The organism is Nonomuraea fastidiosa (assembly GCF_042751225.1).
Lineage (GTDB): Bacteria > Actinomycetota > Actinomycetes > Streptosporangiales > Streptosporangiaceae > Nonomuraea > Nonomuraea fastidiosa.
Map to the genome: position 1 here is coordinate 4,582,645 of NZ_CP170570.1, position 15,309 is coordinate 4,597,953.

Below are 15,309 nucleotides of genomic sequence, written 5' to 3' on the forward strand. Positions count from 1 at the left end.
GACGATGCTAGGGCAGCTTCCACTCGACAGGCGCGGCGCCTTGCTGGATGAGGAGCTCATTGGCACGGCTGAAGGGCCGCGAGCCGAAGAAGCCGCTGCGTGCGGAGAGCGGGGAGGGGTGGGCGGACTCGATGCGCGGGACGTCGCCGAGCATGGGGGCCAGGTTGCGGGCGTCGCGGCCCCACAGGATGGCGACCAGGGGCTTGCCCCGGGCGACGAGGGCGCGGATGGCCTGCTCGGTGACCTCTTCCCAGCCCTTGCCGCGGTGGGAGGCGGGCTTGCCCGGCATGACGGTGAGCACCCTGTTGAGCAGCAGCACACCCTGCTCGGCCCACGGGGTGAGGTCGCCGTTGGAGGGGCGGGGCAGGCCGAGGTCGCTCTCCATCTCCTTGAAGATGTTGACCAGGCTGCCCGGCAGCGGCCTGACGTCGGGGGCGACGGAGAACGACAGCCCGACGGGGTGTCCTGGCGTGGGGTAGGGGTCCTGCCCCACGATCAGCACCTTGACGTCATCGAAGGGCTGGTTGAAGGCGCGCAGGACGTTCGCGCCGGCGGGCAGGTACTGCCTGCCTTCGGCGAGCTCCTTGCGGAGGAAGTCGCCCATCTGGGCGATCCGATCTGCGACGGGCTCCAGCGCGCGGGCCCATCCGGCTTCGACGACTTCGTGCAGTGGACGACCGGCCATGAAGGTTGAGCTTAGTCAGGTCTGGTACGGCTTGCCGCCGAAACGTCTGCCCTGGCCGTACCAGAATGATCACAAGGGAGCCCTGCACCGTCCTGGGCGCCGGCCCATCCTCGCAGGCGGCACATCCCGTGCTGGGGGCGAAGACGAGGGTGGAGGAGGTCCTGCGAGGGGCGCGGGCGGCGGGTGCCGGTGACGTACTGACGTCCCAGCGGTGGGTGCCGGTGACGTGCCGACGTCCCGAGACGAGCGAGCGTCCGTATGCGAACGCGCCAAGACGCACCAAGACGCGCCGAACGCGCCAAGAGGCGCCCACGCGCCCGAGGCGCACGAACGCCCACTTGCCGAACGTGCCTAAGACGCGTCCACGCGTCGAGCGCGCCCAAGTCGCGCGCCCACAGCCCTCGAAACGTGCGAGCGCCCGCCCACCCCGAGCGGGTGGGCGGGCGCCTCCGTCAGCCGGCGTGGCCCGTCACTTCACGGAGCCGGCCATCATGCCCTGGACGAAGTACCGCTGGAACGCGAAGAACAAGATCAGCGGAATGATCAGCGACATGAACGCGCCCGACGACAGGATGTCGACGTTCGATCCGAACTGCCGCATCTGAGACTGCAGATACTTGGTCATCGGCTGGTTGCCGGTGTTGGCGAAGACCAGCGCGATGAGCATGTCATTCCACACCCACAGGAACTGGAAGATGCCCAGCGAGGCGATGGCGGGCTTGCCCAGCGGGAAGACGACCGAGCGGAAGATCTTCCACTCGGAGGCGCCGTCCATGCGGGCGGCCTCCAGCAGCGAGGCGGGGATGCCGACGAAGAAGTTCCGCAGCAGGAAGATCGCGAACGGCAGGCCGAACGCGACGTGGAACAGCACCACGCCGGGGATCGAGCCGAAGATCCCGGTGGCGCCGTAGAAGGACGCGATGGGGATCAGCGCGATCTGGATCGGCACGATGAGCAGGCCGACCACGACGAGGAAGGCGAGGTCGCGGCCGGGGAAGTCGACCCAGGCGAAGGCGTACGCCGCCATGGCCGCGATGCCGATCACCAGGATCGTGCTGGGCACCGTGATGAGGACGGTGTTCCAGAACGAGGCGGTGAACCCGCTGCCGAGCAGGTTGGCGTAGTTCTGCAGGGTCAGCTCGGCCGGCTTGGTGAAGATCGTCCACCAGCCTTCGGCGTTGTTGACCTGCGTCGTACGCAGCGAGACGACGAGCAGGCCGAGGGTCGGCACCAGCCAGAACAGGCCGAGCAGGATCATGACGACCTGGACGACTCCGCCGCCCACGCGATCGACGATCTTGCCCAGCGTGCCCCGCTGCGGCGCGCCCGAGGCCACCCCCGACGGCGCGCCGGAGGATGCGGTGGCGGTCGCGGTGGTCATGACTCTCCCCTCCGGAACCGTCGGATGTTCATGATCATGAAGGGAAGGACCAGGATGAGCAGGAAGACGGCCAGTGCGCTGCCCAGCCCCTGGTTGTTACCGCCGCCGAACGACACGCGCCACATCTCGAGCGCGACCACGTTCGCCTGCGGCTGCACCGAGGACGGGGCGATGATGAACACCAGGTCGAACACCTTCAGGGTATTGATGATCATCGTCACGAAGACGACGAGCAGGACCGGCGACAGCAGCGGCACGGTGATCTTGCGGAACACCTGCCACTCCGTGGCGCCGTCGATGCGGGCGGCCTCCAGCGCGTCACGCGGGATGCCCGCGAGGCCGGCGGCGATGAGCACCATGGCGAAGCCGGCCCAGACCCAGACGAACGCGCCGATGATCGCCGGGGTGATGAGCGTCGGGCCGAGCCAGGTCAGGCCGTTGTAGGCGGCCTCGAAGTTGTCCTTCGGCAGCCGTACGGTGTAGGCGCCGTCGGCCAGGCCCTCGAAGCGGAAGGTGCCGTCGGCGGCGGTCGTGGCGGTGGCCTTGACCTCGCCGTTCTGCACGGCCTCGACGGTCATGCCGGGCAGGCCCTTCTCGGTGCCGTCCACGACGTTGGTCTGGCCGCCGCCGCCCGGCGTGAAGTCGAACCACACCGTTCCGGACAATCCCGGTCCGGCCGTGGCGGCCTTGGCGGGCTCGGCGTCGGCGGGCAGCACGTCCGGCTTGACGCCGACGATCGGGATCAGCACCGGCTGCCCGGTCTGGACGGGCTGCTTGGTGACGACCGCGCCGTTGTCGGCGGCGACGGGCGACTGGTCGCCCTCGCGCGGACGGGCCTCGGGGTAGCCCTGCGAGGAGGAGAACGTGTCGTGGACGGTGGTGAGGATGGCGTTGGCCAGGCCCTTGTCGGGGTTCTCCTCGTAGACGAGGCGGAAGATGACGCCCGCGGCCATCAGGGAGACGGCCATGGGCATGAACACGATCAGCTTGAACGCGGTGGCCCACTTGATCCGCTCGGTCAGCACCGCGAAGATCAGTCCCAGCGTGGTGACGATGATCGGTGCGACGACGACCCAGATGAGGTTGTTGCGGATCGTGGTGAGCATGCCCGAATCGGTGAAGATCGTGGCGTAGTTGCCCAGGCCCACGAATCCGGTGCCCGCGGCGTCGAAGAGGCTCCGGAAGATGGAGTAGACGATCGGATAGACCACCCAGATGCCCAGTAGCAGCGCCGCTGGGAGGAGGAAGGCGATGGCGACCGCCGGGGAGGGGCCGAGGCGTTGTCTCGTGCGGGGGGTTTCAGCCGGTCCGGTGGGAGGCTCGCCCGCGGTGGCCACGGGCGAGTCCTGCCGGCCGTCCAACCGTTCGGTCACGGCCTTACCTCTTTACTTCCAGGCCTTCTTGGCCTCGGCTTCGAGCGCCTCCTGGGTGCCCTTGACATCGCTGGGGTTGCGCAGGAAGTCCTGCAGGACCTTCCACTCGCCCTTGCCGTCCGTGCCACCGAACGCGCTGGGGGCGAGGTCGGACATGTCGTAGCGGACCGCGTCACCGGCGGAGACGATGGTCTGGCCGAGCTGCTTGGTCAGCGGGTCGGGGTAGTTGTCGGGGGAGACGTTCTTGTTGGGCGACAGGTAGCCGGGGAGCTTGGCCCAGACCTCGCCGCCCTCCTTGGAGGCGAGGAACTGCACCAGCGCCATCGCGCCGGGGCTGTCCTTCATCGCCACGGCGACGTCGCCGCCGAGCACGACCGGGGTGGTGTCACCGGCCTTGGGGAACGGGAAGTACTTCGCCTCCTCGCCGACCTTGGCGCCCGACTGGTCGGCCTCGACGGCCACGAAGTCGGCCTCGATGACCATGGCGGCCTTGTCGGTGCCGTACACCTTGCTGACGCAGGTGGGGAAGTCGGTCTGCATGGTGCCGGAGGTGCCGTCGACCAGGAACTCGCTCTTGGAGACGATCTGCTGGATCTTCTCCAGGGCGGTCTTGACGGAGTCGTCGGTCCACGGGATCTCGTGCTTGGAGAGCTTGTCGTAGTTCTCCGGCCGGCGGTGGACAGGTAGACGTTCTCGAAGAGGTCGGTGAGCGTCCAGCCGGAGGCGCCGCAGAACGAGAACGGCGGGGTGCCGGAGTCGGCCAGCGTCTGCGCGGCCTTGACCATCTCGTCCCAGTTGGTGGGCGGCTGCACGCCGGCGTCCTCGAACGCCTGCGAGCGGTACCAGACCAGCGACTTGTGCGCGGCCTTGACCAGCACGCCGTACACCTTGCCGTCGACGGAGCCGAGCTCCTTCCAGTACGGCGTGTAGTTGGCGTCGATCTCCTTGATGACGTCGTCGGTGAGCGGCTTGAGCGCGCCCTGCTCGGCGTACTGCTGGACCAGGCCCGGCTGCGGCAGGATGGCCACGTCGGGCGGGCTGCCGCCCTGGATGCGCGGGCCGAGGTAGGCGCCGGTGTCCTCACCGGTGGAGGCGTAGGTGACCTCGGCGCCGGTCTTGTCGGAGAAGGCCTTGAGCACCTGCTCGAAGTTCTTCTGCTCCGCCCCGGTCCACTTGGCGGCGACTTCGAGCTTCACGCCCTGGAGCGGCTTGGCGCCGCCGTCGGACGCGGAGGCCGACTCCGACGCCGTGGGCTCCGTGGTGGTCGGCGCGTTGCCGCAGGCGGCGACGGCTACCGCGAGCCCGGCCAGGATCGCTGCTGCTCTGCCTTTTCGCATGGCTGCCTCACTGGGTTCTGATGATCTCTTCGAGTTCGGATTTCATGGAGGCCGCCACGTCGTCTGCGGCCCCGGGGGAGGGATTGCTGAGCGCTTCGGCGACCGAACTGGCGATCACGAGGCTCAGCTGGTTGTAGTTGGCGCTCACCGGCCGTGGCCGGGCGGCGAGAATGCTCTCTTTGAGCACGGGCAGGTAGGGGAAGCGCTTGATCAGCGCGGGGTCGTCGTAGAGCTCGGCCCACACGGGCGGGAACGAGCCCTCGGTGAGGACCCGGCGCTCGTTCTCCAGGCTCGTGAAGTAGCGGATGAACTCCTGCGCGGTCTGCTGGTGCTTGGAGAAGGCGCTGACCGCCAGGTTCGCGCCGCCCAGCGTGCTGGAGCCGGGGCCGTTCAGCCCGGGCAGCCGGGTCACGCCCAGCTTGTCGCCCAGCTTGGCCCTGGCCGGTCCGTACGCGTGCGGCCAGTTGCGGGCGAAGGCCAGCCGTCCCTCCTGGAACGCCAGGCGGGACTCCTCTTCCTTGTAGCTCAGCGACTCCCGGGGGATCCATCCCTCGCGCAGGCCCTGGAGCAGGAACTCGATCGCGGTCGCGCCCTTGGCCGGATCGAGGGTCACCTCGGTGCCGTCGCGGTTGACGATCTCGCCGCCGGCCGACTGGACGGCTTCGGAGAAGTTGACCGTGAGCCCCTCGTAGGCCAGGAACTGCCCGGCATAGCCTCCTATGTTGTGCTTTTTCGTGATTTGGCGGGCCTGGTCGCGTAGCTCGGCCCATGTCCTGGGCGGCTTCTTGACCAGGTCCTTCCGGTAATAGAGCAGCCCCGCGTTACTGGTGAACGGGACGGCCCACAGCTTGTCCTTATAGATCGCCGTCTCCACGACGGGCGGCAGGAACCTGTCGAGCGGGAACAACCCGCGCTCCAGGGGGATGATCCAGCCGTTCTCCGCGAATTCGGCGGTCCAGAAGACGTCAAGCCCGAGCACGTCGTACCGGCTGCTCTGGGCCTGGAGGTTCGCCGCCATCTGAGCGCGTTGCTCGTCGGCGGCTTCGGGCAGCTCCAGCAGCGTCACCTTCTCGGCCGGGTGGGCCTGGTTCCAGCGATCCAGCAGGGGTTGCAGGTACGCCGTGGTGTCGCGTCCGGTGGCGAAGGTGATCGGGCCTGTTCCGCTCGTTCCCTTTTCGCCGCCGCCCGCATCGCCCGTCGCCGCGCAGCCGGCCGCCAGGAGCACGGCCAGGAGCAGCGGCAGCGGACGAAGCACCCTGTTTCCTCCGTGTTCAGAGTGTTTTACATACGTGTTAGGTAGATGGATTCATGTTATGCACACCTGTAATCTGTAGGTCAACGGATTGCTTCGTAACGCCTACGTAACAGGACGCGGGGAGGTGGCGGTGCGGCTTCACCTGCTGGCGCTCCTGGCCAAAGAGCCGGCTCACGGCTACGAGCTCAAACAGGCACTGGAGCAGACCTTCGGCAGTGCCTATCCCTCCCCCAACATCGGCCAGATCTACGTCACCCTCGGCAGGCTGGAGAAGGACGGCCTGGTCCGGTCGGTCGACGTCGAGCAGTCCAACCGGCCCAACAAAAAGGTCTACTATCTGACCGCCAAGGGCCGGGAGGTGCTGGAGGCCTGGGTCGACGAGCCGACCGAGGGTCCCCGGGTGCGCGACGAGTTCTTCATGAAGCTCGTGCTCGCCCCCCTCACCGGCATCGCCGACCGGATGGTCCTGATCAACCGCCAGCGCCGCCACTATCTGTCACTCATGAGCGATCTCAACGACCTCCTGGCCGCCACCTCGCCGACGGACCGCGTGGCGATGCTGCTCATCGAAGGAGCCATGCTGCATCTGCAGGCGGATCTTGACTGGCTCGAGAGGTGCCAGGAGGATCTGGCATGAGCTCGGTTGTGAAAACGGTCAATCTGGTCAAAATCTACCAGGATGGCGCGGTGCCGGTTCCCGCGGTGCGCGGGGTGGACCTCCAGGTCGAGCCGGGCGAGTTCGTCGCCATCATGGGGCCGTCGGGCTCGGGGAAGTCCACGCTCGTCCACATGCTGGGCGGGCTCGACGCGCGTACGAGCGGGGAGATCTGGCTCGACGGCAAGCGCGTCGACACGCTGTCGGAGAGCGCCTGGGCGCTGCTGCGCCGCAAGAAGATCGGCTTCGTCTTCCAGTTCTTCAACCTGGTCGCCAACATGACCGTCGGCGACAACGTCGAGCTGCCCGCGCTGCTGGCCGGGGCCTCGCCCAAGGTCGCGCGCGAGCGCCGCGAGACCCTGCTGACCGCGCTCAACCTCAGCGACAAGGCCGACGCCGCGCCCGCCCAGCTCTCCGGCGGCGAGCAGCAGCGGGTGGCCCTCGCCAGAGCGCTGGCCAACCAGCCCAGCCTGCTGCTGGCCGACGAGCCCACGGGCAACCTCGACAGCCGCAACACCCGTGACGTGCTCAACCTGCTCAGCAAGGTCCACAAGGAGGGACAGACCATCGTCATGGTCACCCACGACGCCCGCGTGGCGAGCCTCGCCGACCGGGTGGTGTCGCTGTTCGACGGCGAGATCGTCGACGACGGCCGCATCGCCCGCCGCCGTACCCGCACCGCGGGCGAGGTGATCGACCTCCGATGAGCGCGTCACTGGCCGGAAGCCGGTGGATCAGGGCCGATCTACGGGCGAGGAAGGGCCAGGCCGCGCTGACCGTGCTGGTCGTGGCCGGCATCGTCGCCGCGCTGATCACCGCGGCGACCCTGCTCGAAGAGGGCACGAACCCGTGGCGCAGCCTGTTCGCCCAGACCGACGGCGCGCACGTGTGGCTCTACACCAAGGACAGCCCCCAGGTCGCCCTGGGCGGCATCGACGGCGTCACCCAGATCGCGGGCCCCTACCGGTCGGCTCCCGTCACCGTGGCGCAGAACGGCAAGAAGGAGCCGGCCGCGCTGCGCGCCATGCCGGCCACCCCGCCCGCTGTCGCGCATCCCGTGGTCTCCGAGGGCAGGTGGCTCGATCCGTCCCAGCCCGACGGGGTGGTGGTCGAGCGCTCCTTCGCCGAGTCGCTGGGGTTGCGCATCGGCGCCCCGTTCACGATCATCGCGCTCAGCGGCGAGCGGCACACCCTGTACGTACGCGGCATCGCCGACTCCGCCGAGCAGGGCTTCTACCCCGAGTGGACGCCGGGCCTGGCGTACGTGCTGCCGCTCATGCTGGACCGCATCGAGCCCATGCTGGGCCGCAGCGAATGGGTGACCGGGCTGCGCCTGGACGACCCTGAAGCCTCCCAGGTGGTCTCCCAGCGCGTCGTGGTCATGCTGGAGGACCGCCTCCAGCGCGTCTACACCTGGCGCGAGGTACGCGCCGCCATGGAGCTGGACAACCGCCTGCTGGGCACGCTGCTCGCGCTCTTCGGCGTGGTGGGCATCGTGGCCGCCGCGCTCGCGCTGGCCAACGCCGCCGGCGGCCGGGTGCTCGGGCAGCTCCGCGACCTCGCCACGCTCAAGTCCATGGGCTTCACCAGGGGCCAGATCGCGCTGCTGCTCATGGTCGAGCACGGCGCGCTCGGCCTGCTCGGCGTGGCCGTCGGCACGGTGGCGGGCTGGGCGCTGATGGTCGCCCTGCTCGGCCCCACCTCCGTCGCGCCCGTCCCCGTGCTGGCCATCGTGGCGGGCACGGCCCTGCTCGTGCTGGCCGCCGTCGGCGTGCCCGCCTGGCGGGGCGGCCGTACGCCGCCGATCCCCGCCGCGCCCGCGGCACCGCCCCAGGGCCACCTGTCCAGGCTGGCCCGCCTGGCCCTCCTCGTACGCCTCCCGCCCGCCCTCGTGCTCGGCACCCGTGACGCCTTCACCCGCAGGGTGCCCGCGTTCCTGACGGCGTTCGGGCTCGCCGTGCCGATGATGATGATCACCATCGGGCTGGGCGTGTGGGCCACGCTGGACAACTTCCTCGCGCACCCCGAGCAGGTGGGCCAGCACGCCGCGCTCTACGTACGCCCCGGGAAGATGGAGCCCGCCGCGGCCGAGCGGCTGGCGCAGCAGGACCGCGACGTCAGCGCCGTCTACGCGGGCACCGACGTCAACGCGCTCGCCCCCGGAGAGGCCCGCTCGGTCAGGGTGCGGGCGATCGGCAGCTCCACCGACCCCTACCCGTTCCCGGTGGTCGAGGGCCGCATGTACGACCGCCAGGGCGAGGCCGTGGCCGGTCAGGGCCTGCTCGACCTGCTGGGGGTCAAGATCGGCGACCGGGTGCGGCTCACGGTGGGCGGCACCCCGCTGATCGTCAGGATCGTCGGCAGGACCGTCGAGCCCGAACAGGACGGCGAGGTGCTCTCCGTCGGCATCGACAGCCTGGCGGCCAAGGACTCCGTGCCGCCCGAGTACTACGCGCTGGCGCTCAAGCCCGGCGCCGACCCCGGCGAGGTGCGGGGGAGGCTGCTCGCGGAGTCGGGGGAGAGCCTCGACGTGCAGGTGGCCGTCAACCCGGCGGACCGGCTGTCGATCATCCGCGTGGTGATCGTGGCGATGATCGCCGTGCTGGCCCTCATCGGCCTGGCCAACCTCCTCACCGCCAGCGCGCTCGGCCTGCGCGACCACGCCTTCGACCTGGCCGTGCTCAAGGCCATGGGGCTGACCCCGCGCCAGGTCATGGCCACGCTCGTGACCGGCACGGGCCTGCTGGTCGTGCTCGGCGTGGGCGTGGGCGCGGCGGCGGGGGTCAGCGTCGTCACCGGTCTGATCGACCTTCAGGGCCACAACAGCGGCGTCGGCGCGGGCATCGGCCGCGCGCCGTCGCCGCTGACGCTGGCGGTCACCGTACTGGTGGCCGTGGGCACGGCCCTTGCGGTCGCGCTGATCCCTGCGCGCCGCGCGGCCCGTGCCCAGGTGCCGGTCACTTCCCGCTGACCGTCTCCAGCTCGCCCTCACGCGCCTCAGACGCGGACTGCCCTGACTGCGCCGTCTGCTCGTCCTTCTTGAGCGCGAACCAGTAGAAGCCGTGCCCCGGCAGCGTGAGCAGGTAGGGCAGCTCCCCGATGCGCGGGAACTGCACGCCGCCGCGCGCCTCGACCGGGATCCAGCCCTCGAAGCGGCGCAGGTCCAGCTCCACCGGCTGCGGGAACTTCGACAGGTTGTTGACGCACAGCATCACGTCGTCGCCGTCCTCGCGCACGTACGTCAGCACGCACGGGTTGGACGACCACATCTCCGTATACGCCCCCACGCCGAACACCGGGTGCTGCCGCCTGATGGCCAGCATCCTGCGGGTGAAGTGCAGCAGCGACCCCTCGTGCCGCTGCTGGGCCTCCACGTTGACCGCCTGGTACCCGTAGATCGGGTCCATGACCGCGGGCAGGTAGAGGCGGCCAGGGTCGGCCGTGGAGAAGCCGGCGTTGCGGTCGGGGCTCCACTGCATCGGCGTGCGGACCGAGTCGCGGTCCTCCAGCCAGATGTTGTCGCCCATGCCGATCTCGTCGCCGTAGTAGATGATCGGCGAGCCGGGCAGCGACAGCAGCAGCGCCGTGAACAGCTCGATCCGGTCCCGGTCGTTGTCGAGCAACGGGGCGAGACGCCGCCGGATGCCGAGGTAGGCCCGCATGCGCGGGTCCTTGGCGTACTCCTTGTGCATGTAGTCGCGCTCTTCCTCGGTCACCGTCTCGAGCGTCAGCTCGTCGTGGTTGCGCAGGAAGATGCCCCACTGGCCGTTCTCGGGCAGCTTGGGGGTGCGGGACATGATCTCGGAGATCGGCTCGCGGGTCTCCTTCTTCACCGCCATGTAGATACGCGGCATCAACGGGAAGTGGAACGCCATGTGGCACTCGTCGCCGCCCGTCGTCGGGTCGCCGAAGTACTCCACAACGTCCTCAGGCCAGCCGTTGGCCTCGGCCAGCAGCACGCGGTCGGGGTAGAGGCGGTCGACCTCGGCCCGGATCTTCTTCAGGTACGCGTGCGTCTCCGGCAGCCCGGCGCAGGCCGTGCCCTCACGCTCGAACAGGTACGGCACCGCGTCCAGGCGGAACCCGTCGATGCCCAGGTCCAGCCAGAACCGCAAGACCTCGAGCATGGCCTCCTGCACCGCCGGGTTGTCATAGTTCAGGTCCGGCTGGTGGTGGAAGAAACGGTGCCAGTAGTACTGCTTACGCACCGGGTCGTACGTCCAGTTGGACTCCTCGGCGCCGACGAAGATGATCGGCGCGTCAGGGTAGCCGCCGGGGTGGTCGGCCCACACGTAGAAGTCGCCGTACGGCCCTTCGGGGTCATGCCGGGATGCCTGGAACCAGGGATGCCGGTCGCTGGTGTGATTCATCACGAGGTCCGTGATGATCCGCAGGCCGCGGCTGTGGGCGGCCTCGACCAGCTGTACGAAGTCCCCCAGGTCCCCGAAGTCCGGAAGGATCTTCATGTAGTCCGAGATGTCATAACCGCCGTCGCGCAGCGGCGACTCGTACAACGGCAGCAACCACAGGCAGTCGACACCGAGCCACTTGAGGTAGTCAAGCTTCTCGATGAGACCGCGAAGGTCACCGGTCCCGTCGCCGTTGGAGTCCTTGAACCCCCGGACGAGAACCTCGTAAAACACCGCCCGCTTGTACCAGAGCGGATCCTCCGAGATGAAGTCCTCGGAGACCGGCTCCGGCGTTGGGGATGCGTTGATCATGATGTCGCTCACAGGAAGAGATGTGGGCAGGACGAAGTCACCGGTTACCCCGGCGTTGTTGATTGGTGACCGCGCCGCGTGGGGTCGTCATCCCTGCGAACCCCACTGCCCTGGACGGGACCGGATTTGTGATCTGGTGCCCGTTTGTTGCGGCGCTTACGGGCCGAACACTACCAGCCCGTTGGCTTTCCGGAACCCGCTTCTGCTGTGCGACCGTTAATACCCGAGAGATCCGTATGTAATCGCCCTGTTACCCAGAGTTCACTAAAAAGGTGGCGCGAGGTCCGAGAGGTCGTTCTCGAAGTCGCTCAGCCACAGGCCGAACAGCACAAGACCGCGCACCCAGAACCGGTCGTTCCAGCCGTTGAACCTGGTCAGAGCGTCGGGACCACCGGCGATCACCTCGTGCATCTCGTCCGACAGCAGGGCCGGTATCCGGTCGGCCAGAATCTCCAGCATCCGATGCGAGTAGCTCCGGGCGGGAGCCGCCGTCGATCGCAGCGGCACCCTCCTGAGCGGCTGCTTGATCACGTTCGTCGAGGGCAGAGCGGCCACCCTCGGGTTGGCGGCGTGCAGCACCTCGCGGTAGAACTTGCCCTGGTGCTTGCGGGCCACCCCCACCGACAGCGCCGCGTCGAAGAACTCCGGGTGGATGAACGGCGCCAGGAACGACGCCTCGGGCCCCACGAGGTTCACCGCCGAGCGCGCGATGCCCCGCACGGTCCTGGTGTGCAGCACCGACAGCGGCAGCTCCGCCCGGTGGCCGTGGAACATGGAGGTCGTCGCGAGGAACTGCTCGCGTACGGTCTCCTCCATCCACTCCGCCGCCGACTTCGACAGGAACGGCTGCGACGGCCGTCCGAGCGAGAGCGAGCCCAGCACCGCCGCCGACCGCTCGGCCTGCGTCCTCGCCTCCAGCGCGGCCCCGCTGACCATGAAGTTCTTCAGCAGCGGCCCGCCCGCCAGGCCGTCCACCAGGATCCGGCCCGCGCCGTGCACCTCCTTGGCGAAGGGGGCGTACCAGGCGTGGTGCGGCGTCAGGTACTCCAGCCTGCGCGCCACCTCCATCGCGTCGGACGGATAGGAGGCGGGGTCCTGCGGGATCACCCGGTGCGGGATGCCCAGCTCCCTGGTGATCGCCCTGGCGAAGTCGATGTCGGTGTCGGTGCCGTCGTCGGGGCTGGTCGTCCACGACTCGACGTCCGCGCCCCTGGCCTTGGCCACGCTGGCCAGCAGCCGCGAGTCGTAGCCGCCGCTGACCGGCACCAGCAGCGGCAGGCCGTCGTACTCGGAGTAGACGTGGTCGAGCAGGTCGACGATCTCCTGCGGGCTGATCCACCGCTCGTACGGCTCCGTGCGCAGCCAGCGCGGCAGCCTCCGCTCGGTGGTGAGCCTGCCGTGCTCCCACACCAGCGCGCTCGCCCCCGGCAGCCGTTTGACCTCGGTGTACGGCGTCGCCTCGCCCAGCGGGAACGTCACCTGCAGGATCGAGGCCCACGCCGACCAGTCGATCTCGATGGGCACCAGGGTGAGCAGCGGCTGGATGAGCGACGAGAAGTAGACCGCGTCGTCCAGGCGCACGTAGTAGACGTCCACCAGGCCGAGCCCGCCCGTGTGCAGCGCCACCCGGCGGCCGTCGCCGATCAGTCCGGGCGTCTCGTACGTCTCGGCGACCGTGATCCAGTCCTCCTCGGCCGTCTTCGGCAGGCGCTCGCCCCAGGCGAACGCGTACGCGTCACCGGACCTGTGGTACGGCGGCAGCGGGGTGGAGCTGAACAGCGCGGCCTCGTCCGACTGCAACGCCGGCCAGACCTTCGGCCCCGCGGCGGTCAGCTTGCCGAGCAGGGCGGTATCGATCCGGCCGAGAGCGCCGCAGACGTAGGGCCGTACGTTGAACTGCACCGGATCTCATCCCTTCGAGACGCTTCCCGCAAAAGAGTATCCTTTGCCGGGCTGAGAGAGTGGAGGTCCGGTTTGTCGACTGAGCTGGAGAGTACGCGCCGGGCGTTGCGCGACGCGATCGCGCATGCCGAGCGTGCCGCCGAGCTGGCCAGGCTGCTGGACGACGCCCAGGCCAAGCTGGCCGCGGCCGAGGAGCGCGCCGCGCAGGCCGACGCGCTGGCCGAGAAGCTCAGCGAGACGGAGGAACGGCTGGCGGCCGAGCAGGCCGCCGCCGACAAGCTCCGCAAGGAGCTGGCCGAGCAGCGCTTCCAGGCCGAGGTGGCCAACTGGAAGCTCTCGTCGATCAAGGTCGCCCGCTGGAACCGGCTGGGCGACGCCATCAAGAGCGGCAAGAGCAACCCGGTGCGCCTGGCCAAGGGCATCAAGGGCGCGGCCAAGCCGGTCAAGCGCCCGACGGCGCCCAAGCGCAAGCCGGTGGCCACCACCGCGAACAAGCCCAAGGAGGAGCGTCCCGGCGCCGCCTACCAGGCGACCACGTCGACCAGGACGCTCGAAGGCACCTCGTTCAAGCTCAAGCCGTTCCGCGTCCCGACCGGCCCCAACACCCGGCCGCACCTGACCGCCGCGGTGATCGCCGACCCGCACGCCGAGGCGCTGCTGCGCTACGAGTGGCGGCAGACCACCGGCTTCACGCCCCGCGACTTCGCCAGGGTGCTCCCGCTGGAGGTGCCGCACCTGCTGGTCGTGGAGTCGGTCACGCAGGGCCCGTGGGCCGAGGAGATCATCGGCGAGCCCGGCGAAGGGCTCAAGGCGTTGCTCGCCTGGTGCGCCGAGCGCGGCATCCGCACGGTCTTCTGGCACACCAAGGGCGACGTGTCGGCGTACGCGGCGGCGGCCGACCTGTTCGAGCACCGCTTCACCGCCGACCTGACCGTGGCCTGGCCGCGCCTGCAGTTCGGTGTGCAGCCCAGGGTGCACAACCCGCTGCCGCTGTCCGGCGGCCGCATCGACCGGGTGCTCACGCTCGACCAGCTCCTGCCCGAGCACCTGTCGTACCCGGACGTGCTGACCTCCTACCGCTGGCCTGCCGCCGCCGACTGCCCGCCGGGCACCCCGCAGTGGCGGCTCGCCGAGATCGCCGCCTGCGGCACGCCCATCGGCACCGAGCCGGACTCGCGGCGGGCGCACGTGGCGCTGCGGCGGGCGTACTCGATGGGCACGATGAGCGAGCGCATCGACGAGATGCTGGACGCGATCGGCCTGCCCAGCGCGCGGCCCACGCTCAACACCTCGGTGCTGCTGCCGATCCGCGACCCGTACTCGATGGAGCACGCGCTCGCGCAGGTCGCCCGGCAGTCGGGCGTCGACCAGCTCATCATCATCGGGCCGCCGGAGGCCGAGCTGCGGGCCCGCGACGTGCTGCCGGACGTGGAGGTCGTCTACCGCCGCCCGTCGCCGTCCATGACCGAGGGCGCGATGCTCAACGCCGGGCTCGACCTGTGCGAGGCCGATCTCGTCGCGGTCATGGACCCGCGCGACGTCTACGGCCCCCACTACCTGTCCGACCTGCGCAGGGCGTTCCTGTTCACCACCGCCGACATCGTCGGCAAGGCCGCCTTCTACGCCCACCTGCGCAAGCCGCAGGCCACGCTGCTCAAGCAGCCGGAGGCCGAGTACACCTACCTGCCCGAGATCGCCGGCGGCACCCTGCTCGCCCGCCGCAACGCGATGCGCGAGCTGGGCTTCGCCGACCTGACCGAGGGCTGGGACGAGGTGCTCATGCGGCAGTGCCGCGCCGACGGCGTCAAGGTCTTCTCCGCCGACAGGTTCGGGTACGTGCGGGTGCGCGACGAGGACCGCTGGCTGCTCGGCGCGGCCCAGCTCGTCGAGTACGGCTCCGCCGAGCCGCACGCCCTCATCTGAGCCGCACTCAGCCGAGCCAGAGCACCAGCGCCAGGGCCGTCAACGCGAAGCCGCCGACCACTCCGGCCCCGGTCCTG

General features: G+C 69.5%; 10 protein-coding genes and 1 pseudogene. 4 read left to right on the plus strand and 7 right to left on the minus strand.

Annotation, left to right across the window (positions count from 1 at the left end; translation table 11 throughout):
- Positions 1 to 7 precede the first annotated feature (7 nt).
- From ACFMQL_RS21365 to ACFMQL_RS21385, 5 genes and pseudogenes are all read right to left on the minus strand, one after another.
- Entirely contained in the window at positions 8 to 685 is a 678-nt protein-coding gene (locus ACFMQL_RS21365) for a uracil-DNA glycosylase (RefSeq protein ID WP_364060879.1), read from the minus strand.
- 469 nt (positions 686 to 1,154) lie between these two features.
- The gene (locus ACFMQL_RS21370; protein ID WP_364060882.1) at positions 1,155 to 2,066 is read right to left on the minus strand and encodes a carbohydrate ABC transporter permease; all 912 of its coding nucleotides are present in this window, start codon (positions 2,064 to 2,066) and stop codon (positions 1,155 to 1,157) included.
- Entirely contained in the window at positions 2,063 to 3,439 is a 1,377-nt protein-coding gene (locus ACFMQL_RS21375; RefSeq protein WP_378786760.1) for a carbohydrate ABC transporter permease, read from the minus strand. The genes ACFMQL_RS21370 and ACFMQL_RS21375 overlap by 4 nt, the downstream gene beginning before the upstream one ends.
- A 12-nt stretch (positions 3,440 to 3,451) precedes the next feature.
- Positions 3,452 to 4,776, minus strand: a pseudogene (locus ACFMQL_RS21380) (ABC transporter substrate-binding protein).
- Positions 4,777 to 4,783: 7 nt separating this feature from the next.
- On the minus strand, positions 4,784 to 6,031 hold the full coding sequence (locus ACFMQL_RS21385) for an ABC transporter substrate-binding protein (protein ID WP_364060886.1): 1,248 nt from the start codon (positions 6,029 to 6,031) through the stop codon (positions 4,784 to 4,786).
- A gap of 130 nt (positions 6,032 to 6,161) precedes the next feature.
- Between ACFMQL_RS21385 and ACFMQL_RS21390 the strand changes: the two genes are divergently transcribed.
- Genes ACFMQL_RS21390 through ACFMQL_RS21400 form a run of 3 tightly spaced genes read left to right on the plus strand, consistent with a single transcriptional unit; the run spans position 6,162 to position 9,657 of the window.
- Positions 6,162 to 6,668 (plus strand): PadR family transcriptional regulator, encoded by a 507-nt coding sequence (locus tag ACFMQL_RS21390; protein WP_364060889.1) that lies wholly within the window; start codon positions 6,162 to 6,164, stop codon positions 6,666 to 6,668.
- Positions 6,665 to 7,393, plus strand: a complete 729-nt coding sequence (locus tag ACFMQL_RS21395; protein ID WP_364060892.1) for an ABC transporter ATP-binding protein — start codon at positions 6,665 to 6,667, stop codon at positions 7,391 to 7,393. The genes ACFMQL_RS21390 and ACFMQL_RS21395 overlap by 4 nt, the downstream gene beginning before the upstream one ends.
- Complete coding sequence (locus tag ACFMQL_RS21400) at positions 7,390 to 9,657, plus strand: FtsX-like permease family protein (protein ID WP_378786763.1); 2,268 nt, start codon at positions 7,390 to 7,392, stop codon at positions 9,655 to 9,657. Before ACFMQL_RS21395 ends, ACFMQL_RS21400 begins: the two co-directional genes overlap by 4 nt.
- Here ACFMQL_RS21400 and treS read toward each other — a convergent pair.
- Positions 9,644 to 11,407 (minus strand): maltose alpha-D-glucosyltransferase, encoded by a 1,764-nt coding sequence (gene treS / locus ACFMQL_RS21405; RefSeq protein ID WP_378790190.1) that lies wholly within the window; start codon positions 11,405 to 11,407, stop codon positions 9,644 to 9,646. The two genes, ACFMQL_RS21400 and treS, sit on opposite strands and share 14 nt — an antisense overlap.
- Before the next feature lie 264 nt (positions 11,408 to 11,671).
- Complete coding sequence (locus ACFMQL_RS21410; RefSeq protein WP_378786764.1) at positions 11,672 to 13,309, minus strand: asparagine synthetase B family protein; 1,638 nt, start codon at positions 13,307 to 13,309, stop codon at positions 11,672 to 11,674.
- A gap of 72 nt (positions 13,310 to 13,381) precedes the next feature.
- On the opposite strand from ACFMQL_RS21410, the gene ACFMQL_RS21415 reads away from it, so the two are divergent.
- Positions 13,382 to 15,232 carry a glycosyltransferase family A protein gene (locus ACFMQL_RS21415; RefSeq protein WP_364060902.1) on the plus strand — a complete coding sequence of 617 codons (1,851 nt, stop codon included), beginning with the start codon at positions 13,382 to 13,384 and terminating at the stop codon, positions 15,230 to 15,232.
- Positions 15,233 to 15,309: the final 77 nt, after the last annotated feature.